This is a genomic window from Rhizobium moroccans (genome assembly GCF_057559155.1).
Map to the genome: position 1 here is coordinate 78,962 of NZ_JBHFJG010000024.1, position 19,875 is coordinate 98,836.

Annotated in this window: 21 protein-coding genes; 11 read left to right on the forward strand and 10 right to left on the reverse strand. The window is 62.2% G+C overall.

The window, feature by feature from the left end; all coding sequences use genetic code 11:
• Positions 1–15 precede the first annotated feature (15 nt).
• The 3 genes from ACE04I_RS14125 to ACE04I_RS14135 form a co-directional block, all read right to left on the reverse strand.
• Positions 16–285, reverse strand: a complete 270-nt coding sequence (locus tag ACE04I_RS14125; RefSeq protein ID WP_046795763.1) for a hypothetical protein — start codon at positions 283–285, stop codon at positions 16–18.
• Positions 286–527: 242 nt separating this feature from the next.
• Positions 528–2,648 carry a S9 family peptidase gene (locus ACE04I_RS14130; protein ID WP_487207222.1) on the reverse strand — a complete coding sequence of 707 codons (2,121 nt, stop codon included), beginning with the start codon at positions 2,646–2,648 and terminating at the stop codon, positions 528–530.
• A 79-nt stretch (positions 2,649–2,727) separates the two neighbouring features.
• Entirely contained in the window at positions 2,728–3,609 is an 882-nt protein-coding gene (locus ACE04I_RS14135) for a LysR family transcriptional regulator (RefSeq protein ID WP_046795761.1), read from the reverse strand.
• 308 nt (positions 3,610–3,917) lie between these two features.
• On the opposite strand from ACE04I_RS14135, the gene ACE04I_RS14140 reads away from it, so the two are divergent.
• Positions 3,918–5,414: a CoA-acylating methylmalonate-semialdehyde dehydrogenase gene (locus ACE04I_RS14140; protein WP_046795760.1), complete on the forward strand. Its 1,497-nt coding sequence runs from the start codon at positions 3,918–3,920 to the stop codon at positions 5,412–5,414.
• 355 nt (positions 5,415–5,769) lie between these two features.
• On the opposite strand, the gene ACE04I_RS14145 is transcribed toward ACE04I_RS14140, so the two are convergent.
• Positions 5,770–6,819 carry a Fe(3+) ABC transporter substrate-binding protein gene (locus ACE04I_RS14145; RefSeq protein WP_046795759.1) on the reverse strand — a complete coding sequence of 350 codons (1,050 nt, stop codon included), beginning with the start codon at positions 6,817–6,819 and terminating at the stop codon, positions 5,770–5,772.
• Positions 6,820–6,991: 172 nt separating this feature from the next.
• On the opposite strand from ACE04I_RS14145, the gene rirA reads away from it, so the two are divergent.
• The 4 genes from rirA (at position 6,992) to ACE04I_RS14165 (ending at position 10,175) form a co-directional block, all read left to right on the forward strand.
• Positions 6,992–7,474 (forward strand): iron-responsive transcriptional regulator RirA, encoded by a 483-nt coding sequence (gene rirA / locus ACE04I_RS14150; protein WP_046795758.1) that lies wholly within the window; start codon positions 6,992–6,994, stop codon positions 7,472–7,474.
• Positions 7,475–7,634: 160 nt separating this feature from the next.
• Positions 7,635–8,669 carry an AbrB family transcriptional regulator gene (locus ACE04I_RS14155; RefSeq protein ID WP_137326787.1) on the forward strand — a complete coding sequence of 345 codons (1,035 nt, stop codon included), beginning with the start codon at positions 7,635–7,637 and terminating at the stop codon, positions 8,667–8,669.
• A gap of 77 nt (positions 8,670–8,746) precedes the next feature.
• Positions 8,747–9,283 carry a gluconokinase gene (locus ACE04I_RS14160; protein ID WP_046795756.1) on the forward strand — a complete coding sequence of 179 codons (537 nt, stop codon included), beginning with the start codon at positions 8,747–8,749 and terminating at the stop codon, positions 9,281–9,283.
• 235 nt (positions 9,284–9,518) lie between these two features.
• Positions 9,519–10,175 carry a TetR/AcrR family transcriptional regulator gene (locus ACE04I_RS14165; RefSeq protein ID WP_046795755.1) on the forward strand — a complete coding sequence of 219 codons (657 nt, stop codon included), beginning with the start codon at positions 9,519–9,521 and terminating at the stop codon, positions 10,173–10,175.
• A gap of 64 nt (positions 10,176–10,239) precedes the next feature.
• Here the strand turns inward: ACE04I_RS14165 and ACE04I_RS14170 are convergent, their stop codons facing one another.
• On the reverse strand, positions 10,240–11,532 hold the full coding sequence (locus ACE04I_RS14170; protein WP_046795754.1) for an NAD(P)/FAD-dependent oxidoreductase: 1,293 nt from the start codon (positions 11,530–11,532) through the stop codon (positions 10,240–10,242).
• A gap of 27 nt (positions 11,533–11,559) precedes the next feature.
• The gene (locus ACE04I_RS14175) at positions 11,560–12,807 is read right to left on the reverse strand and encodes an NAD(P)/FAD-dependent oxidoreductase (protein ID WP_046796049.1); all 1,248 of its coding nucleotides are present in this window, start codon (positions 12,805–12,807) and stop codon (positions 11,560–11,562) included.
• Between the two features lie 243 nt (positions 12,808–13,050).
• On the opposite strand from ACE04I_RS14175, the gene ACE04I_RS14180 reads away from it, so the two are divergent.
• Complete coding sequence (locus ACE04I_RS14180; protein ID WP_046795753.1) at positions 13,051–13,446, forward strand: DUF930 domain-containing protein; 396 nt, start codon at positions 13,051–13,053, stop codon at positions 13,444–13,446.
• A gap of 16 nt (positions 13,447–13,462) precedes the next feature.
• On the opposite strand, the gene ACE04I_RS14185 is transcribed toward ACE04I_RS14180, so the two are convergent.
• Both ACE04I_RS14185 and ACE04I_RS14190 read right to left on the reverse strand, forming a co-directional pair.
• Entirely contained in the window at positions 13,463–14,614 is a 1,152-nt protein-coding gene (locus tag ACE04I_RS14185; RefSeq protein WP_046795752.1) for an AI-2E family transporter, read from the reverse strand.
• Between the two features lie 72 nt (positions 14,615–14,686).
• Positions 14,687–15,550, reverse strand: a complete 864-nt coding sequence (locus tag ACE04I_RS14190) for a VOC family protein (protein ID WP_046795751.1) — start codon at positions 15,548–15,550, stop codon at positions 14,687–14,689.
• 259 nt (positions 15,551–15,809) lie between these two features.
• On the opposite strand from ACE04I_RS14190, the gene trhA reads away from it, so the two are divergent.
• The 4 genes from trhA (at position 15,810) to ACE04I_RS14210 (ending at position 17,702) form a co-directional block, all read left to right on the forward strand.
• Positions 15,810–16,478, forward strand: a complete 669-nt coding sequence (gene trhA, locus ACE04I_RS14195; RefSeq protein ID WP_046796048.1) for a PAQR family membrane homeostasis protein TrhA — start codon at positions 15,810–15,812, stop codon at positions 16,476–16,478.
• Positions 16,479–16,567: 89 nt separating this feature from the next.
• The gene (locus tag ACE04I_RS14200) at positions 16,568–17,080 is read left to right on the forward strand and encodes a GNAT family N-acetyltransferase (protein WP_137326786.1); all 513 of its coding nucleotides are present in this window, start codon (positions 16,568–16,570) and stop codon (positions 17,078–17,080) included.
• A gap of 59 nt (positions 17,081–17,139) precedes the next feature.
• Positions 17,140–17,403: a type II toxin-antitoxin system ParD family antitoxin gene (locus ACE04I_RS14205; RefSeq protein WP_046795749.1), complete on the forward strand. Its 264-nt coding sequence runs from the start codon at positions 17,140–17,142 to the stop codon at positions 17,401–17,403.
• The gene (locus tag ACE04I_RS14210) at positions 17,400–17,702 is read left to right on the forward strand and encodes a type II toxin-antitoxin system RelE/ParE family toxin (protein WP_046795748.1); all 303 of its coding nucleotides are present in this window, start codon (positions 17,400–17,402) and stop codon (positions 17,700–17,702) included. The genes ACE04I_RS14205 and ACE04I_RS14210 overlap by 4 nt, the downstream gene beginning before the upstream one ends.
• Before the next feature lies 1 nt (position 17,703).
• Here the strand turns inward: ACE04I_RS14210 and ACE04I_RS14215 are convergent, their stop codons facing one another.
• Together ACE04I_RS14215 and ACE04I_RS14220 are read right to left on the reverse strand one after the other, a co-directional pair.
• Positions 17,704–18,336, reverse strand: a complete 633-nt coding sequence (locus ACE04I_RS14215; RefSeq protein WP_046795747.1) for a LysE family translocator — start codon at positions 18,334–18,336, stop codon at positions 17,704–17,706.
• A 103-nt stretch (positions 18,337–18,439) separates the two neighbouring features.
• A complete protein-coding gene (locus tag ACE04I_RS14220) occupies positions 18,440–18,835 on the reverse strand; it encodes a tautomerase family protein (protein WP_487207223.1) in 396 nt (131 codons plus the stop codon).
• Positions 18,836–18,943: 108 nt separating this feature from the next.
• Between ACE04I_RS14220 and ACE04I_RS14225 the strand changes: the two genes are divergently transcribed.
• The gene (locus ACE04I_RS14225; protein WP_137326785.1) at positions 18,944–19,819 is read left to right on the forward strand and encodes a LysR substrate-binding domain-containing protein; all 876 of its coding nucleotides are present in this window, start codon (positions 18,944–18,946) and stop codon (positions 19,817–19,819) included.
• Positions 19,820–19,875: the final 56 nt, after the last annotated feature.

Sequence of the window (19,875 nt, forward strand, 5' to 3'; positions counted from 1 at the left end):
GGTCGCGCTCAGGCTTCAGGCGAATTCCTGGTAAAGTTCCTCGACCCAGTCCTGGGTCACAGTGGGTGCGGCCGCTTCGTCGGCGCGGGAGGTCGTGCCGCTCAATTCCATCGACCACAGCGCATTGGCAAGCGAGGGGGAAAGCAGCGTACTGCTGCCGGTGAGCGCGTCCGGAGCGCGCTGGAAGGTCGCGGTTTCGCGATGCGGAGCTTCCTCCGCCTTCCGCTCCGTCTCGGGCGTCCGGTTGGGATAATGATAGCCGTTGAGGCCGCTATCGATCTTCATGGCGCGCAGACCCACATTTGTAATGGTTAACCAGTGGTTAACGCCTGAAGCTTGCGCGAGGCTTGCGTCTCGCCGTTTCTGAGGCGAGGCGACTCTTGACAAATCAATGGCGGCGGGGAGGGCGCGCTGGTTGGTTGTTAACTGCAGTGGTTCGGCGGGCTCCCGTCATTCCTGTGACGAGCACAGGAATGGCGGAAGTGGAAGATACTCCGGTCAGCCGTAGCCTCTAAAGCCGCCGCCGCTTAAACTGCAGCCGCCATCTTCCCGGCCACCTTGATCGCAAACGAATATTCGAAGGCGATTTCTTCGAGGCGTTGGAAGCGTCCGGATTTGCCGCCATGGCCCGCCGCCATATTGGTCTTCAGGAAATAGGGTCCTGCCTCGGGCGCCACTTCCCGAAGCTTCGCGATCCACTTGGTCGGCTCCCAATAGGTGACGCGCGGATCGGTGAGGCCGGAGATCGCCAGGATCGGCGGATAGGGTTTTGCGCCGATATTGTCGTAAGGCGAGTAAGAGGCAATCCAGTGGTACTCCTCCTCGGACTCGATCGGATTGCCCCATTCGGGCCATTCCGGAGGGGTGAGCGGCAGCGTGTCGTCCAGCATCGTGTTGAGCACGTCGACGAAGGGCACGGCCGCGATGATTCCGGCGAATTTCTCCGGGGCGATGTTGGCGATGGCGCCCATCAGCATGCCGCCCGCCGATCCGCCCTCGGCGATAATGTTCACGTAAGACGTGAACTTCTGTTGATTCAGATAGTCAGCCGCGGCGATGAAGTCTTTGAACGTGTTCTGTTTATGCTCCATCTTGCCGTTCTCGTACCAGGCAAAGCCCTTCTCCTTGCCGCCGCGTATATGGGCGATGGCATAGACGAAGCCGCGATCGGCAAGCGACAGATTGTTGGTGTTGAACGAGGCGGGGATGGTGATGCCGTAGGCACCGTAACCATAGAGCAGGCAGGGCGCCGAACCGTCGAGCGGCGTGTCCTTGCGATAGAGCAGCGAGACCGGCACCAGTTCGCCGTCGGGGGCGGGAGCCATCACCCGGCGCGTCACATAGTCTTCCGGGTTATGGCCGGAGGGCACTTCCTGCGTCTTCAGAAGCACCCGCTCGCGGGTTACCATGTCGTAGTCGAAGAGCTGGCTTGGCGTCGTCATCGAGGAATAGGAGAAGCGGATGACGTTCGTGTCGTATTCAGCAGCTCCCGAGAGCCCGAGCGAATAGGCTTCCTCGGCAAAGGCGATGGCGTGCTCATCTCCGGTCGCCCGGTCGCGCACGACGATCCGCGGCAGGCCCTCGCGCCGCTCCAGCCAGACGAGATGGCGCGCAAACGCCATGTGGCTGATGATGAGCCGGCCGGGCTCGTGCGGTACGATCTCTTTCCAATTCTCCTTGCCCGGCGCCTCAACCGGCGCTTCCATGATCTTGAAATCCTTGGCGTCGCCGTCATTGGTGAGAATGTAGAAGACGTCGCCGCCTTCCGTCATTGAATATTCGACGCCTTCCTCGCGAACCGCGACCAGCTTGGGCTCGGCCGTCAGGTCCTTGGTGGAGATGAGCCGGTATTCCGACGTCTCGTGGTCGTGGATGTCGATATAGATGAAGTCGTCCAGCAGCGAGCCGCCGACACCCATGAAGAAGCCGGGGTCCTTCTCCTCGTAGACCAGCCGGTCGCCGGTCTGCGAGGTGCCGAGGATATGATGGAAGACCTTGGACGGCCGGTGATTTTCGTCCTGCAGCGTATAGAAGAAGCTCTTGCCGTCCGGCGCCCACACGCCGCCGCCGCCGGTATTCTCGATCACGTCGGAGAGATCCTCGCCGGTCGCAAGATCGCGGATGCGCAGCGTGAAATATTCGGAGCCCTTGTCGTCATAGCCCCAGATGCCGAAGCCGTGATCGGTGGAATTGTCGATGCCGGAAAGCCGGAAATAATCCTTGCCCTCTGCTTCCTTGTCGCCGTTAAGCAGCACATGCTTCTCGCCGCCGTCGCGTGGGGTTCGGAAGAAGTGCGGCTGCTCTCCGCCCGTCACGTAAAGCGTACCATAGGCGTAGGGTCCGTCCTTCATCGGCACGGAGCTGTCGTCTTCCTTGATGCGGCCTCGCATTTCGGCAAACAGCACCTTTTGCAGTTCGGCCGTATCGCCCATGCCGGCTTCCATATAGGCGTTCTCGGTTTCCAGATGGGTCCGGATTGCCGGATCGAGAAGCGAGGGGTCCTTGAACATCGCCTGCCAGTTCTCGGCCCGCATCCAGGCATAATCGTCCGTGCGGGTAATGCCGTGGCGGGTATCGGTGACCGGCTTCTTCTCGGCTACGGGCGGGCTCGGCAGGTTTTGGAAAGGCGTTTTCGGGGAGAGGGACAAGGCGGGTCTCCGGCAGGAATGAAGGTGTGCCAGAGATAGGGGCAGGCGAGGGTGAGGGCAAGCCGTGAGCTGGGGCCTCTCATACGAAGATATCTCCTTCCTCCCGCACGAGTTCACCCAGAAACTCGATGACGGCCTTGAGCCGCATCAGGTTGCGGCCGCTTTCGTGATAGGTCGTCCAGTAGGCGCGCCTTATCGTCACCTCCGGCAGCACCCGCACGAGTTCGGTATATTGCCGGGCGATGTAGTCGTGCAGGATGCCGATGCCGGCGCCGGAGCGCACCGCTTCCGTCTGGCCGATGGCGCTGGAAATCTCGAAGCTCGCATCCCAGTTGCGCATGATCTCCCCGGTGAAATTGAGGGAAGGGGAGAAGATCAGGTCTTCCACGTAGCCGACGCGCGCATGGTCCTTCAGCGCTTCCACGCTCTCCGGAATGACGGCCTCCGCAAGATAGGCTTTCGAGGCGTAGAGCCCAAGCGTGTAGTCGGTGAGCTTGGAGGATACGAGCCGGCCCTGTTCCGGCTGCTCGATGGTGATTGCGATATCCGCCTCGCGCTGCGACAGCGAAAAGGAGCGGGGCACCGGTACCAGTTGCAGCTTGAGTTCGGGATGGCGGCGTGTGAGGCGGCCAAGCCGCGAGGCGAGGAAGGATACGCCGAAGCCGTCCGGCGCGCCGATCCTGACCGTGCCGGCTATCGCCGTATCGATCCGGCCGGTGCTTGCCTGTGCGGCCAGCATCTCCGTCTCCATCCGCTCGGCGGCCCGGAAGAAAACCTCGCCTTCCGCCGTCAGTTCGCAGCCATTGGTGCGGCGAATGAGAAGCCGCGTGCGCAAATCTTCTTCCAGTGCAGTGACGCGCCGCCCGAGCGTGGCATGGTTGATGCCGAGCCGTCGTGAGGCCGCGAGGATCTGTCCTGAACGAGCCACCGCCAGGAACATTCGTACGTCATCCCAGTTCATTCCCGCTCACCTCGTCCCGGTTAATTCCCCTCCCCAACCCCTCCCCAAAAGGGGAGGGGCTTAACCTGCCGCCCCCTTCGGTTCGCCCTGCGAAATGGTCGAGAGGGTTCCGCGAGTTCTCTCCCCCCTTGTGGGGGAGATGGCCGGCAGGCCAGAGGGGGATTTACCTCCACCGCATTCCCTCTGCGGGAAGAGGTTTTTAAAACCAGACTTCAATCCTTGCACAACGGATGCGTAAACTATGGCGTTGCGTTGTGCAATCATGAGGGTATCCTCTGCCTATCGAGAAAACACTGGAGGAGCATTCCATGCGCGAGATTGGTCATTTCATCGGCGGCAAGCATGTCGCCGGCACCAGCGGCCGCACGGCCAACGTCTACAATCCCGCCACCGGCGAGGTGCAGGCCCAGGTGGCATTGGCGAGCGTCGCCGATGTCCGCGCCGCGGTCGAGAACGCCAGGGAAGCCCAGGTCAAGTGGGCGGCCACCAACCCACAGCGCCGCGCCCGCGTGTTCATGAAGTTCGTGGATCTCCTGAACCAAAACATGGATGAGCTCGCTACGCTGCTGTCCAGCGAGCACGGCAAGACGGTGGAGGATTCGAAGGGCGATCTCGTGCGTGGCCTGGAAGTCTGCGAGTTCGTCATCGGCATCCCGCATCTCTCCAAGGGCGAGTTCACCGAAGGCGCCGGGCCGCATATCGACATGTATTCGATGCGCCAGCCGGTCGGTATCGGCGCGGGCATCACGCCCTTCAACTTCCCGGCCATGATCCCGATGTGGATGTTCGCGCCTGCGATCGCCTGCGGCAACGCTTTCATCCTGAAGCCGTCGGAGCGCGATCCGTCCGTGCCGCTGCGCCTCGCGGAACTGATGATCGAGGCAGGACTTCCGGCCGGCGTGCTGAACGTCATCAACGGCGACAAGGCCGCGGTCGACGCGATCCTTGCCGATCCGGATATCGGCGCGGTGTCCTTCGTCGGCTCGACCCCGATCGCCCGCTACGTCTATGGCACGGCGGCGATGAACGGCAAGCGCGCCCAGTGCTTCGGCGGCGCCAAGAACCACATGATCATCATGCCGGATGCCGATATGGACCAGGCCGTCAACGCGTTGATGGGCGCGGGCTACGGCTCTGCCGGCGAGCGCTGCATGGCGGTTTCGGTTGCGGTTCCGGTGGGCGACGATACCGCCGACCGTCTCGTGGAAAAGCTCATCCCGAGGATCGAGTCGCTGCGCATCGGCCCCTATACCGACGAGAAGGCCGACATGGGCCCGGTCGTCACAAAGGATGCCTATAACCGCATCAACGGCCTGATCGGCAAGGGCGTCGAGGAAGGCGCCAAGCTCCTGGTCGATGGCCGCGGTTTCAAGCTGCAGGGCTATGAAGAGGGCTATTTCGTCGGCGGCACGCTGTTCGACCACGTCACCGCGGACATGGAAATCTACAAGACCGAAATCTTCGGTCCCGTCCTCTCGGTCGCCCGCGCCAAAAACTATGAGGAAGCCCTGTCGCTGCCGATGAAGCACGAATACGGCAACGGCGTCGCGATCTTCACCCGCGACGGCGATGCGGCGCGCGATTTCGCGTCCCGCATCAACATCGGCATGGTCGGCGTCAACGTGCCGATCCCGGTCCCGCTTGCCTATCACTCCTTCGGCGGCTGGAAGGCTTCGTCCTTCGGCGATCTCAACCAGCACGGCATCGATTCCATCAAGTTCTGGACCCGCACCAAGACGATCACCGCCCGCTGGCCCTCCGGCATCAAGGACGGCGCCGAGTTCGTCATGCCCGTCATGCGGTAAGTCGAACTCCAAAAGACAAACACATTCTGCGGGCTCCTTCGGGAGCCCGTTTTTGTTCCAGGTGTTGACCTTTTATCCCATCGTCCTAATTTAGCGCGCTGTAGGAGTGGGGAGTACCATGGTCTACGAGTGGGATGAGAAGCGCGCCCGCCGCGCTCAACGCATCAGAATGAGTCTGAGCCTGCTGGTCGCTGCATGTGTTGTGGGAGTTCCCGTCTGCATAGCGGCGGCGCTGGATATCGTGCCCGCGTTCTGATCCGTTCGATCAGGGCTGGCGCTCGGTAATCGAACAGACAAACGAAAATGGCCGGAGCGTTGCGGCCCCGGCCATCCGTAATTCAGTAGTGCCGAAAGCTCAGCTTTCCGGGCCTTCGTTGAAGCCGACCTTATCGACCAGTTCGGAGGCCTTCTTGCGGTTGGCCGCGATGTCCGAGAGCGGCAGCGTATCCGCCTTGATGGGGCCCCAGGCCTTCACCACGTCGGAAGGCTCGGCGCCCGGCATGACCGGATATTCGTAGACCTGCTCGCCATAGATCTTCTGCGCTTCGCCGGAAGCCAGGAATTCCATCAGCTTCAGGGCGTTTTCCTTGTTCGGCGCGTTCTTGGCGAGCGCCATGCCGGAAATGTTCACATGCGTGCCGCGATCGGCGGAGTTCGGGAACAGGATCTTGATGGCGGCTGCCCATTCCTTCTGTTCCGGCTCCTTTTCGTTGGTCTGCATCAGGCCGACGTAATAGGTGTTGCCGAGCGCGATGTCGCATTCGCCGGCCAGGATCGCCTTGGCCTGGTCGCGGTCGCCGCCGGCCGGCTTGCGGGCGAGATTGTTCTTGAAATCGTTCAGCCACTTCTCGGTATATTCCTCGCCATGGGCGGCGATCATCGAGGCGAAGAGGCCGATATTGTAGGAGTGCTGACCGTCGCGGATGCAGATCTTGCCCTTCCACTTGGGATCGGCGAGCTCCTCATAGGTGATCGTGTCCTGGCTGACGCGATCCTTCGAGGCGTAGATGACGCGGCCGCGCGTGGTGAGTCCGAACCATTCCCCCTGCGGATCGCGGAAATTGGCCGGGATGTCCTTGTTGATGGTCTCGTTGTCCGTCACCGGCTGGGTGACGCCGCCGTCCTTGGCCTCGACGAGACGGGAGATGTCGACCGTCATGATCACGTCGGCGGGCGAGTTCACGCCTTCCGCCTGGATGCGCTCCACGAGGCCCTTGTCCAGGAAGAGGACGTTGGCGGTGATGCCGGTCTCCTTCGTGAAAGTGTCCAGCAGCGGCTTGATCAGGTCCGGCTGGCGATAGGAGTAGATGTTGACCTCGCCATCGGCCGCCGCGACGGAAGCGGTTGCCAGCACGGATGCAGCCGCAAGTAGAAGTTTGTGCAGGTTAGAGCGGTTGCCTTTCATGACTGTCCTCCTATGATTGTCTTTGTTGACGACAAAGGTCATGATTTGGTTCGCTCGTCAATATGCCCGAATGGCCGCTGCATAAAAGTTGATCACGATTTTCTTATTTTGGAATTGTTCAAAACTAGCAAAGCCCCTATATATGGATCGTTAACGAACTCCGGAGACCGGTATGCGCCTGACGAAACAGACAAATTACGCAGTCCGCATGTTGATGTACTGCGCTGCCAATGAAGGGCACCTGAGCCGCATTCCCGAGATTGCGAAGGCTTACAACGTCTCCGAGCTCTTCCTTTTCAAGATCCTGCAGCCGCTCAACAAGGCTGGTCTGGTGGAAACCGTGCGCGGCCGCAATGGCGGCGTGAAGCTCGGCCGGGCGGCGGACCGCATCACGCTTTTCGACGTGGTGAAGGTGACCGAAGAAAACTTCGCCATGGCCGAATGCTTCGAGGACGGCGTGGTGGAATGCCCGCTGGTCGATAGCTGCGGCCTCAACGCGGCGCTGCGCAAGGCGCTCAACGCCTTCTTCGGCGTGCTGGCCGAATACACGATCGACGACTTGGTGAAGGCCCGCCCGCAGATCAATTTCCTGCTGGGTCTCGATGAGACGAACCTGGCGAGGACCCGTCCTGCGGTATCGGCTCCGGCCGCCTGATCTTTCTCCTGTCTTTCAACGTTTGCCATCCGGCGCCTGCCTTGCAGCGCCGGATGTTTCATTTCTGCCCTCCGGCAGGTTGACCTTCCGTGCCTGGTGAATAGAAGGGAATATCCCTTCCGTCCGCTTCCCGGCTTTTGATTCCGCCGAAGGCTTCATCATGTCACGTCCGGATATCCGCGCCTTTGTGCTCACCCTGCTGATTGGCGGCGGTGGCGCGCTCGTCGCCTATGCGCTCGCCTTTCCTGCCCCCTTCCTCATCGGTCCGGCGCTGGCCGTCACCATCGGCGGGCTTTGCGGGCTGAAGCTCACCGTGCTGCAGCAGGTGCGAAACGTCTGCTTCGTCATCATCGGCGTATCCATGGGGACGGGGCTGACGCCGGAGGTGATCGTCGCGGCGAAGACCTGGCCGCTCAGCTTCGTCATGGTCCTGGTCGCCGTCGTCATCCTTCTTCACAGCGGTGCCTGGGTCCTGCAGCGGCTGTTCGGCTATGACCGCGTTACCGCGCTGCTCGCCGCCTCGCCGGGGCATCTGAGCTATATCATGAGCCTGGCGGCCGAGACCCGCAGCGACATGCTGGTGGTCGGCATCGTCCAGAGCGTCCGGGTTCTGGCGCTGACGCTCACCGTGCCGCTGATCGTCGAGTTTCTCGATCTCGCCGGCGCCGCTCCCGCTCTGCCGGCAGAGACGATGAACCTCCTCGTGCTGGCCGTCACGCTTGCCGCGGCCGTCGCGCTCGGCCTGCTTTTCCTCCGCTGGCATTTTCCGGCAGCGCTACTTCTCGGCGGCGTCGTGGCGACCGCCGCGACGCATGTGACCGGCCTCGTCTCCGGCGCGGTCCCGGATTGGATACTCACGCCGACCTACGTGGTCCTCGGCTGCGTCATAGGCACCCGTTTTTCCGGCGTTTCGATCACCGCGCTGAGGTCGGCCTTCGTCGCCGGCATGGTGCTGACGGTGGTCGTCACGGCGCTTGCGGCCTCCATGGCGGCTTGCGTTTCCTATCTGACGGGTGTGCCGCTCGATGCGGCGCTCATCGCCTTTTCCCCAGGCGGGCTGGAAACCATGGCTGCCATGGCGGTGATGCTGAACGCCCACCCCACCTATGTCGGCGCCCATCACGTGCTGCGGCTGATGTTCCTGTCCGCGCTGATGCCGCTGGTGCTGGGCAAGGATGCCCGGCAAAAGCCCTAATTCGGGACTGGGGGCTTGTGCAAATCCGCGCGGCGATGGATATCGGCATGCGCGAGTTCTTGAAGAGTGGAAGAAAAATGTCGGATATCAGTGCGCGCCCGCCTCGGGCGATCATCGTCATGGGCGTCAGCGGTGCTGGAAAATCCTCGGTCGGAGAGCTCCTGGCCGAACGCCTCCATTGCGCCTTCGCGGAGGGCGATCGCCTGCATCCGCCGGCCAATGTCGAAAAGATGGCGAAGGGAATTCCGCTGACGGACGAGGACCGCTGGCCCTGGCTCGATCTCGTCGGCGAGGAACTGGCCTCCGCCCTGAGACGTGGCGAAACCCTGGTTCTTTCCTGTTCGTCGCTCAAGAAGATCTACCGCGAGCGTCTGCGCAAAGCCTCCGGCGGAGAACTGTTCTTCGTCTTCCTCAAGGGCACGCCGGAACTCCTCCAGGTGCGTATGGGCGAGCGGACGGGACACTTCATGCCCACCTCGCTCCTGCAAAGCCAGCTTGCGACGCTGGAAAGCCCCGAGGGGGAAGAGGGGGTGGCGACGGTCGATATCGACGCAAGTCTGGAAGTGATCGTCGACAAGGCTTACGAAGGCCTGACCAAGTTTTGGTCCGCCTGATACCGTTTCAAAAAGGGGCGTATTCCGATAACGGCCCCGCATAAAAGTATTACCTAAAAAAATATTGCGAACAAGCTCTTCGAACATCTTGCCGTTTCGAAAAAAGATACATTTCTAGTGTATAGGACGTTTCCGTTTAGCCTCTGAAACGCTCCATGGCTCTGCGCGCGCCTCGGGGGAAACTCCGAGTGCCCGCAGTCATCGAAACTGTGAATGTTCAGGAGACGCTTTCCGGATGTCAGACTCGACGCAAGGCCCTGCGCGCAGCAAGCTTCGCAGGGTGCCCAAACAGGAGAGAAGCCGCGAGCGTATCGACGAAATCCTGAAGGTGTCCATGGACCTGATCGGCAGGAAGGGCATCGATGCGGTGACGATGAAGGAGATCGCCGCTCTCTCGGGCGGTCCGATCGCATCCGTCTATCAATACTTCCCGAACAAGTCCGCGATCGTGGCGATGCTTTACGAGCGCTATGCCGAGGAGGTCCTCGGTCTTGTCATGGAATGTACCAGCGGCGTCGAAAATCGCGAGGATGCCTTCCGCGCCGTGGAAGACCTCTTCGAGAACTATTTCCAGGCGGTCCGCGGCAATCCCCCCTTGCAGGACCTCATCAACGCCATCCAGGCGGACAAGACGCTTTCCGACATGGATATCGCCCATTCGCGCATCCATTCCCGGATATTCATCGAAGCCACCCGGAATTTCGTGCCGGAGCCGTTGCACGAGCAGTATGGCCGGTCCGTCTTCCTGATGTTCCATCTTGCGGTCGGCGCCGTGCGGCTTGCGCTTCTGGTGGGCGAGGGGGAGGCGGCGCTCGTCATCGCGGATTTCAAGAACTGTGCGAAGGTTCAGCTCAGCCAGTTCATCGAGGGCAGCTTTCCGGACTTCGGATAAAAGCAATTCCAGGAAAAGTGGACACCGGTTTTCCGTCCGGAATTGCATATGTCATTTTGACTGGTCAAAGGCCCAGCCGGTCCCGCAATCCGTACCACCAGGCGCCCAACATGGTGAGCGGCACGCGGAAAGTCCGCCCGCCGGGGAAGGGCAGGTTCGGCAGCGAGGCCCAGATGTCGAAGCGCTCCGCGTGTCCCGCCACCGCCTCGCCGAGGATTTTCCCGAGCAGATGCGTGGTCGTCACTCCGTGGCCGCTATCGCCATGCGAGAAATAGATCTTGTCGGAAAGCCTGCCCATGTGTGGGATGCGGGTGAGCGTCAGCGCGAAATTGCCGCTCCAGGCATAGTCGATCTTCACGTCCTTCAACTGCGGAAAGGTCTTCAGCATGTTGGGGCGGATGACGCCGGTCAGGTCTCTCGGATCGTTCCCGCCATAGCCGATGCCGCCGCCATAGAGCAGGCGGTTGTCGGAGGTGCGGCGATAGTAGTCGAGAATGTAGTTGGCGTCCTCGACGCAATAGTTCGCCGGCAGCAGACTTTCGATCAGGTCGGGGGCCAGAGGCTCGGTGGTCATCACTTGGCTTGAGACCGGCATCATGCGGCCATGGATTTCCGGCAGCAGCGGCGCGAGATAGGCATTGCCGCAGACAAGCACGTAGGAGGCCTTTACCGAGCCCTTCGCGGTCCGCACGACGGGCTTGTCGCCCATATCGAGGCCAGTCACGCGCGATCCCTCGAATATGCGGCAGCCGAGGCTTTCCGCGGCGGTTGCTTCGCCAAGCACGAGGTTGAGCGGATGGATATGGCCGCCCAACCTGTCGATCATGCCGCCGGCATAGCGCTCGGTCTTCACGTATTGGCCGACATCCGCCTTCGGGATCATTTCGAGCCCGGTATGGCCGTGCCTTTCCCAATCGGCCTTGTGGGCCTCCATCTCGCGGATCTGCTTCTCCGTGAAGGCGGCGAAGAAGCCGCCTGCCACGAGGTCGCAATCGATGCCGTATTTCGCGACGCGGCTGCGGATGATCTCCCCGCCTTCGAGCGACATCGCGCCGAGCTTCACCGCCTTGTCGCGGCCATAGCGCCCGGCGATCGTCGCAAGATCGCGGCTGTAGCCGTTGACGATCTGCCCGCCATTGCGGCCGGATGCGCCGAAGCCGATCCTTGTCGCCTCCAGCACCACGACGGAATAGCCGCGTTCGGAAAGTTCGAGCGCCGCAGAAATGCCGGTGAAGCCTGCGCCTATGACGCAGACATCGGCTTGTGTCTCGCCTTTAAGGGCAGGGCGGATGCGCTTGTCGTTCGCGGAAGCCGCGTACCAGGAGTTCGTATGGCCGGGATTGTCGCTGGTCATCATCCGTAAAGTTCCAGCCGTATCCGCCGGTTAGATGCCGAACCTTTCCGGCCGGTAGGCGGAAATGTCGATCAGCGTCTTCTCGCCCGTGATCGCCTCGGCGATGACCTGGCCGGTAATAGGGCCGAGGGTCAGGCCGTGATGCGCATGGCCGAAGGCGAACCACAGGCCCTTGTGGCGCGGCGCCTTGCCGATCACCGGCATCATGTCCGGCGTGCAGGGGCGGGCGCCCATCCAGGGCTCCTGGTCCAGCCGCTCGGCGAGCGGGAAGATCGATTGGGCGACCTTTTCGGCGCGCTCGAGCTGCACCGGCGTCTTCGGCGCATCGCGCATCGCGAACTCGGCACCGGTGGTGAGCCGGATGCCCTGGTTCATCGGCGCGAGGAAATAGCCGCGCTCGGCATCCATGGTCCAGCCGTTGAGCTTCGCGTTCCCCTGAGTGGCATAGTGCATGTGATAGCCGCGCTTGACGCCGACGAGGAAGTCGTAGCCGAGCGGCTTGGTCACCGTGTCGGACCAGGGACCGAGCGCCACGACCACGTCCTTTGCCTCCACCGTGCCGTCGCCGGCCACGATCCGCCAGCCGGTCGAGGTCTGGGAAAGGCTCTTGGCGTCGCCTTTCAGGATGCGCCCGCCGAGCTTTTCGAAGAGCGCCACATAGGCGCGCGTCAGCGCCAGCGGGTCCTTCACCGACCAGGGATCGAGCCATTTGAGACCGCCGACGAAATCGCGGGAAAGGTGCGGCTCCTGGGCGGCGATATCGGCGGGCGTCAGGTCCTGGTACTTGACGCCGTATTCGCCGGCCAGCCGTTCGGCCTCCTTCATTTCGCCGTCATGCTTGGCGGAAGTGCGGAACACCTCCGTCCAGCCGTCCTTCTGGATCAGATCCTCCGCCCCGGCCGCCTCGATCAGCTCGTTATGGGTGGAGATCGAATGCTCGATCAGCGGCGCATAGGCGCGCGCGATCATCTGGTGCCGGGAAAGATTGGAATGCCACCAGTATTTGGCAAGGAAGGACGTGACCCTGGGGATCGCCCGCCAATGGTAATGCGCGTCGATGCGGTTGTTCAGCGCATAACGCAGGATCATCCCGAACTGCTGGGGAAAGCCGTAGGGCACGACGCCCTCGCGCTGGATGAGGCCGGCATTGCCGTAGGAGGTCTCCAGGCCCGGTTCGCGCCGGTCGACGAGAACGACCGATTTGCCCCGCCTTGCCAATTGCAGCGCTGTGGAAACGCCGATGATGCCGGCTCCCAGAACGATCGCATCCGCACTCATGATATGCATTACCCCAGTCTTTTTCGAGTTGATCCGAACATGCCCATCCGGGTGCTGCGGTGCAAATGAAAAATCGCCGCGCGCCCGTAAATCCACCGGCTCTCCCGAGGGACGCGGCAGGCTCGCTGCTGTTGATCCTGATGCCGCAGCGATCACATCTTCTCGTTTCCCGTCATGGTAGGTGGCAATGCGGGAACCCCTTACATAGTTTCCCGCCGTCCGATTCACCTTGGATGGAGCAATATGAAGACCCAATTGTCCCTGGCGGCCTTCGCCTTTCTTGCTGCCCTGCCGGCACACGCGCTCGCGCTCGATCCGGGCATCGTCAAACAGCTCAATGCGCTTGCTCCCGAAGAGCGGCGCGAGCAGCGTTGCGATATGGAAGCGATGCAGCGGATCAAGGAAGACACCAAGAGTTTCCGTCCGGACAAGGTGATCGCCTATACGTTCGGCGATCCGGTTCGCGAGGGTGATGCCATCGAGGCGCCCGGCGCCGTCTTCCGCAGCGGCGGCGATTGGTATCGGCTGGAATACGAATGCAGGACAGGCGACCAGGGCCTCAAGGTGCTGTCCTTCGACTACAAGATCGGCAACCGCATCCCGCGGGAGGAATGGGGCCAGCATTATCTCTATGAGTGAATGCGGCGTGGGCGTATCAGCCCGGCAGATGCGGCACCGTCTTCCGTTCCGGGAAAAGCTCGTTCAGCACCGTCATCATGATGAGCGATAGCGGCAGCGCCAGCATGGCCCCCACCGCCCCCCACATCCATGTCCAGAACAGGATGGCGACGAAGACGAGGAAGGGATTGATCTCCCACTGACGCCCCATGACCGCGGGGAAGATCAGGTTTTCCATGACCAGGTGGAGAGAGAAGAAGACGGCCGCCGGAATGAGCCCGAGGATCAGCGCCTCATGGGTGAGAATGCCGGCGACCGCGACCGAAATGGTCATCAGCGTGATGCCGAGAAAGGGAATGAAGCTGGAGAGGAAGGCGAACATTGCCCAGAGCACCGGCATCGCGAGCCCGCCGAAATAGGCGATCAGCGCCATGCTTACCCCGAGCGCCAGGTAAATGAGCGTGGCGGTCGCGAAATAATAGCCGAGCACATGATCGATCGAGTTCAGGACGCGGATCGCCACCAGCCGCTGCCGGCGGGTCGGGAAGGCGAGAATGATGGTGCGCCGGAGCTTCAGCCGCCCGTAAAGGAAGAGCAAGAGGGCGCCGAAGAAGATCAGCGCCTGGATGATGGCGGGCGTCAGGCTGGCGGTGAGCACTCCGAGTATGTTGCTGGAATTTTCGATGAGCGACTGCACCGACATCGGCCCGGTATCGAAACTCGCGGGCGAGATGTTCAGCCATTGCTGGCGTTCCAGATAGGGCAGGATGCGGTTGATGGTGCGCTCGATGGCGCTCGGCCCCTCGCGCACCAGCGTCGCGACGGGCTGCGCGAGCGAGTTGACGATGAAGAAGAACACCGCCGCCACCAGCGAGGACAACAGGACGGCGGTCGCAAAGCGCGGCATGCCGGCGCGCCCCAGCCGGTCCGCGGCAAGCCCGAGGATGAGCCCGACGACGACCGCGAGCGTCAGCGGGATCAGGATCAGCGACATGTAATGGACGATCCCGAAGCCGAGGATCATGAAGATGCCGATCACCGCCCAGGACGTCGCCACCTCCAGCGCCTCGCGGCCGAGCGGCAGCCGCTCGGGGGGCTCGACCTCGTCGGTATGAAGGGCCGCGTCATGCCCTCCGAGTTCCGGAACGGGTTTCTTCGGCGTCGCGCCCTGTCGGCTGTTGGTAGTCATGTCGTTTCCGGACTCCCGCTGCGAGCCCTCAACGCGAAAGCCCGAATCTGGTTCCGGAAGCCTGTCGCCGGCTCAAGCCGAAAGCGTCAGTCCTATGCCCCACGGATCCTTGAGAGACCAGCCCTCGCTGGTCTTGGACGTGGCGATCTCCTGCGCTTCAAGCGCGGCCAGCGCCTTGTCGAGCGCGGCTTTCTCGTTGAAGCGGATCGTGTAGCCGGAAAGCCCGGTCATGTTGGCCTGCCGGGCACCGGCGCCGCGGCTGTTCCAGATATTGGCGGCGATATGGTGATGATAGCCGCCGGTCGCGAAGAAGCTCGCGCCGGGATAGCGCGCCATGATCTTCAGACCCAGCACGTCGCGATAGAAGGCGTCCGCCTGTGGGATATCGCCGACCTGCAGATGGATGTGGCCGATCGCGGTGCCATCCGCCATGCCGTCCCAACCGTCCTTCGGGGCGCTTTCGTAAAGCTCCTGCAGATTTAGGCGGCGCGTCGCCATCTCCACCGTGCCGTCCTCTTGGTAAGTCCATTCCTCCGGTGCACGGTCGCGATAGATCTCTATGCCGTTGCCCTCCGGGTCGGAGAGATAGAGCGCCTCGCTGACCAGATGGTCCGAAGCGCCGTCGAGCGGCATGTCATTACCGGCGGCATGTGCCACCCAGCGGGCGAGTTCCTGACGGCTCGGCACCAGGAAGGCGGTGTGGAAGAGGCCTGCGGCATTGCGCGGCGCGCGGGCGGCGTCCTTCTCCATCGTCAGCGTCAGGAGCGGGCGGCCGCCGGCGCCGAGGATCTCGCCGCTCGGGCTCTTCTCGATCGACTTGAGACCGATGATCCTCTGGTAGAAATCGGAAACGCGCGGCAGGTCGGTAACGACGAGATGCACCTGGCCGATATGGGCCGGGCGCGTCAATGCGAACGGGGTGGCGGGCATGGTCATGGGTAAACACCTTCTGGACGGCGGGATGCGGAAGGCCGCCAACGATCGTCAAACTCGAGCCTCAATATCGGCAAGATCGGATGTTCACGATAGTGCAACGATCGGCGATTATTTGTTTCGCAATTGTTGACGCAAGTCGCGCCGTGATCGAGAAACGCAAACCGCTGCAACCGAGTGTGATGGGGCGCGGTCTTGCCGCCGCCGCCCGCCCGCGACATTCTATAAATGCCGGTTGGGCGATAGTCTGGACGGGATGGTCATGAGCGAGCTTTTCAATTTCGGGCGCAATTACGATTTCCATGAGCTGGTGGCCGATGGCATCGTCCACGGCATCGGCATCGTATTTGCGCTGGTCGGCGCCACGGCCCTCATTTTCTATGCGACCGTCTGGTCGAGCCATGGCGAGATCGCCGCGGCGTGGATTTACGGGCTCGGCCTGGTGCTCTGCCTCTCCATCTCCTTCACCTACAACATATGGCCGCATTCCCGCACGAAATGGCTGCTGAGAAGGCTGGATCATTCGGCGATCTTCATCCTGATCGCCGCCACCTATACGCCCTTCCTGCAGCGCGGAGCCCATGAGCCGCTGATCCTCTTCATGCTCGTCATGATCTGGCTGGTTGCTATCAGCGGCATTATGCTCAAATGCGTCTTTCCGGGCCGCTATGACAGGCTGGCGATCCTGCTCTATCTCGCCATGGGCTGGAGCGGCGTGATCGTCGCGGGGCCGCTGTCGCAATATCTGCCGGCAATCACGCTGTGGCTCATCATCGTCGGCGGGCTCATCTATTCGCTGGGCGTCATCTTCCACGTATGGGAGCGGCTGCGCTTCCAGAACGCCATCTGGCACGGCTTCGTGGTGGCCGCCGCCGCCGTCCACTACAGCGCGGTGATGACCTGTTTCAGCCTCTCGCAGTCGAGCTTCTGAGAAGCAGCGGGCCTTTGCCGATATCGCTGGACAAGTGCTGACGCATTCCACTATGAGAGAACATAATATATATCATAGTGGACAAGCTTATGAAGCCTGCGATCGAAATACGCGATGCCACCGAGGCCGACCTTCCGGGCATTCTGGAAATCTACAATGACGCGGTGGCCAATACCACGGCGATCTGGAGCGAGACGCTGGTGGACCTGAAAAACCGGCAGGAATGGCTGGCGGCGCGAAAATCGCGCGGGTTTCCGGTGCTGGCCGCGATTTCGGATGGCAAGGTGGTGGGCTACGCCTCCTATGGCGACTGGCGGGCCTTCGACGGCTACCGCCACACCGTCGAGCATTCCGTCTATGTTCATAAGGCGGCGAGGGGTCTCGGCATCGGCCGCTCGCTGATGCAGGCGCTGATCGAGCGTGCCGCGGACGCGAAGGTCCATGTGATGATCGCGGCGGTCGAGGCGGAAAACACCGCCTCTATCCGCCTGCATGAAAGCCTCGGCTTCCGCATGGTCGGCCGCTTCTCCGAAGTCGGTACCAAGTTCGGCCGCTGGCTGGACCTCGCCTGCCTGGAGTTGAGGGTCGAGCCGAGGGACTGAATGAGAATACGTTGCTAACTATTATCAGCCTGTGCTAGATTTCCGGTAGAGGTGACGACATGGCCAGCAGCGCGAATCTCGGGAAAAGACTGGAAGACTACGTCGACGAGCTGGTGAAAACCGGCCGCTATAACTCGCGTAGCGAGGTCTTGCGGGAAGGGGTGCGGCTGGTGGAAGAACGGGAGAAGCGGCTTGCGGCTCTCGATGCGGCGCTGGCGGAAGGGCTTGCCGATGCAGATGCGGGGCGAGTGAAGCCGGCGAGCGAAGTGCTCGCATACTTTCAGGCCAAATACGAAAAGATGATGAAAGACGGCGACACGTGATCGTTGTCTATACCGCAAAATCCCACGCTGACCTTGATCGCATTTGGCAGTTCATTGCTCCGGATAACCCTGGCCGGGCGATGACTTTCGTCCGTGAGCTTGTGCAGCGGTGCGAACGGCTAACGGATTTTCCCTATCGGTTTCCCCTTCTTCGGAGATACGAGCATACGGGAATTCGTCGCCTGCGGCACGGTGAGTATCTTATCTTTTATCGTGTCAGCGAAACCCAGATCGACATCCTGCACGTTATCCACGGTGCCCAGGATTACGAGACAATCCTTTTTCCGAGCGACGAATAAGTCAGCTTCTCTGCAGGGCCAGGTGCGTGCCGAGCCCGACGAGGAGCGCCCCGCCGGCCCTCTGCATCAGCCGCTGGGCACGGCCCGAGTTCCGCAGCTTGCCGATGACGGCGCCTGCCAGCAACACGCAAACGATATCGGCCGACGAGAACATCAGGTTGACGATCGTGCCGAGGATGACGAACTGGAGCCAGATCGGGAAAGTGGCCGAGGCATCCACGAATTGCGGCAGGAAGGCCAGGAAGAAGATCGCCGTCTTCGGATTGAGCACTTCGACGGTGACGCTTTCGAAAAAGGCGCGGCGGCCGGATTTCCGCGTGATCTCGGGAAGTTCGCCGCCGCCTGTCGCCTTGGTGCGGAAAAGGGTGATGCCGAGCCAGACGAGATAGGCCGCTCCCGCAAGCTTCACCGCCAGATAGAGGACCGGCACGGCGTGGAAGAGCACGGAAAGCCCTGCCGCGGCCGCAAGCACATGAGCATAGCCGCCGACATGAATGCCGAGCGTCGCCATGAGGCCGGCCCAGCGGCCGCGCGCGAGCGTCTGCGCGGCGGCGTAGAGCATGGCCGGGCCGGGAATGTAGGCGAAGACCGCCGTGGTGGCCAGAAAGGCGAGAAGCAGTTCGATCGATGGCATGGGCGGGCTCCAGGATATTCCCGCATCATTGCCGCAGCTTTCGGTTGTTCGCAAGCCTCATTGGAAGCCGGCCGGGCATGATGCCGGCCGGCTTCGATCGTATTCACGCCGCCGCCGCGGCAAGTTTTCGCTGCTCCTGCGTCAGTCCGTCATAGCCGTAGTCGCCGGGCGCGATCACGTGCACCACGACATAGGTTGCGACGGAGAGTTCCGGCCCGAGCACGGATTTCAGAAGCGCATGGCCCGCCTCGACGAAGCGCTGCCTCTCCTCCGCCGTGTTGGTCCCCTCGGTGATCTTGACCTCGATATGGCCGGCGACCGAGAGCGGCTTGCCGCCGACCGCCCAGCCGGAAAGTTCGGCCTGTTCGACAAGCACGGCGGTTGCCTCCGCGCGCTTGCGCATCAGCGTCACCATCAGCTTCGTGGCCTCCTCCTGCAGGTGGCGGATGTCGTTCTCGCCGATCTTCCGGCCGGCGATCGTGATGTGAACGAAAGGCATTTTTCGAACTCCTTTGCGGGTGTTGATCTTTCTTGACGGGATCAGCATGCGCCGGCATGATGGTTTTGAAAATCGCGTAGTTTAAAACAAATGATTTTGGAAAGCTGAATGGTTGCGATGCCCGTCAACATCGACATGGATGTGCTCAGAAGCTTCGTCACCGGCTTCGAGCTCGGCAGTTTCGCGCGAGCCGCCGACCGGCTCGGTCGCTCGCCCTCGGCCATCAGCCTGCAGCTTCGCAAGCTGGAGGATCAGGTCGGCCAGACCCTGGTAGCGAAGCAGGGCAGGGGGCTGATGCTCACCGAAGCGGGCGAGCTTATGCTGGGCTATGCCCGCCGCATTCTCGATCTCAACGACGAGGCGCGCATGGCGTTGCGGGGCCTCAACGCGCTGGAAGGCTGGGCACGCGTCGGCCTGCCGCAGGATTTTGCCGAAACCTGGCTTCCGGACTTGCTCGGACGCTACTCCCGGGCGCATCCGAAGGTGCGGGTCGAGGCGCGCGTCGATCGCGGGTCGGAACTGGTGGAGGCGGTGCAGCGTGGCGAGCTGGATTTCGCGCTGACCTGGGGCGATCTCGAAAGCGCCCATTCGCAGGTGGTTGCAAGGCGTCCTGTCTTCTGGATCGGCGGGTCGGCGGATTTCCGACGTGATGCCGCCGAACCGCTGCCGATGATCGCCTTCGATGCACCCTGCGCCTTCCGCCGCGTGGCGGTCGAGGCGCTGGAGGATGAAGGCGTCGCCTGGCGTCAGGTTTTCGCAAGCCCCAGCCTTGCCGGGCTGTGGGCGGCGGTGACGGCGGGTCTCGGCGTCACGCCGCGCACTCTGGAGGGCAAGCCGCCGCACCTCGTCACGCTCGATCCGAAGGAAGCCGGCCTCCCGCCGCTCGGCGAGGTCGATCTCGTCATCCATGCGGCCAAGGCGAAGGCCGAGCCGCATGTCGCGGAACTGCGGAACCTGGTGCTGGAGGCGATCGCCGGCCGCTGATTTTCAGCTCCTTCACCGCGCATCGCCGCCGCGATCTGCCCCTCACCCCAGCCCTC

Excerpts from the sequence above, each read along its gene's own strand:
- rirA (WP_046795758.1), top strand. The coding sequence starts at position 6,992 with ATGCGCCTGACGAAACAGACAAATTACGCAGTCCGCATGTTGATGTAC.
- ACE04I_RS14155 (WP_137326787.1), top strand. The coding sequence starts at position 7,635 with ATGTCACGTCCGGATATCCGCGCCTTTGTGCTCACCCTGCTGATTGGC.
- ACE04I_RS14165 (WP_046795755.1), top strand. The coding sequence starts at position 9,519 with ATGTCAGACTCGACGCAAGGCCCTGCGCGCAGCAAGCTTCGCAGGGTG.
- ACE04I_RS14180 (WP_046795753.1), top strand. The coding sequence starts at position 13,051 with ATGAAGACCCAATTGTCCCTGGCGGCCTTCGCCTTTCTTGCTGCCCTG.
- ACE04I_RS14125 (WP_046795763.1), bottom strand. The coding sequence starts at position 285 with ATGAAGATCGATAGCGGCCTCAACGGCTATCATTATCCCAACCGGACG.
- ACE04I_RS14185 (WP_046795752.1), bottom strand. The coding sequence starts at position 14,614 with ATGACTACCAACAGCCGACAGGGCGCGACGCCGAAGAAACCCGTTCCG.
- ACE04I_RS14205 (WP_046795749.1), top strand. The coding sequence starts at position 17,140 with ATGGCCAGCAGCGCGAATCTCGGGAAAAGACTGGAAGACTACGTCGAC.
- ACE04I_RS14175 (WP_046796049.1), bottom strand. The coding sequence starts at position 12,807 with ATGAGTGCGGATGCGATCGTTCTGGGAGCCGGCATCATCGGCGTTTCC.
- ACE04I_RS14225 (WP_137326785.1), top strand. The coding sequence starts at position 18,944 with ATGGTTGCGATGCCCGTCAACATCGACATGGATGTGCTCAGAAGCTTC.
- ACE04I_RS14140 (WP_046795760.1), top strand. The coding sequence starts at position 3,918 with ATGCGCGAGATTGGTCATTTCATCGGCGGCAAGCATGTCGCCGGCACC.
- ACE04I_RS14190 (WP_046795751.1), bottom strand. The coding sequence starts at position 15,550 with ATGACCATGCCCGCCACCCCGTTCGCATTGACGCGCCCGGCCCATATC.
- ACE04I_RS14160 (WP_046795756.1), top strand. The coding sequence starts at position 8,747 with ATGTCGGATATCAGTGCGCGCCCGCCTCGGGCGATCATCGTCATGGGC.
- ACE04I_RS14220 (WP_487207223.1), bottom strand. The coding sequence starts at position 18,835 with ATGCCTTTCGTTCACATCACGATCGCCGGCCGGAAGATCGGCGAGAAC.
- ACE04I_RS14200 (WP_137326786.1), top strand. The coding sequence starts at position 16,568 with ATGAAGCCTGCGATCGAAATACGCGATGCCACCGAGGCCGACCTTCCG.
- ACE04I_RS14145 (WP_046795759.1), bottom strand. The coding sequence starts at position 6,819 with ATGAAAGGCAACCGCTCTAACCTGCACAAACTTCTACTTGCGGCTGCA.
- ACE04I_RS14135 (WP_046795761.1), bottom strand. The coding sequence starts at position 3,609 with ATGAACTGGGATGACGTACGAATGTTCCTGGCGGTGGCTCGTTCAGGA.
- ACE04I_RS14170 (WP_046795754.1), bottom strand. The coding sequence starts at position 11,532 with ATGATGACCAGCGACAATCCCGGCCATACGAACTCCTGGTACGCGGCT.
- ACE04I_RS14215 (WP_046795747.1), bottom strand. The coding sequence starts at position 18,336 with ATGCCATCGATCGAACTGCTTCTCGCCTTTCTGGCCACCACGGCGGTC.
- trhA (WP_046796048.1), top strand. The coding sequence starts at position 15,810 with ATGAGCGAGCTTTTCAATTTCGGGCGCAATTACGATTTCCATGAGCTG.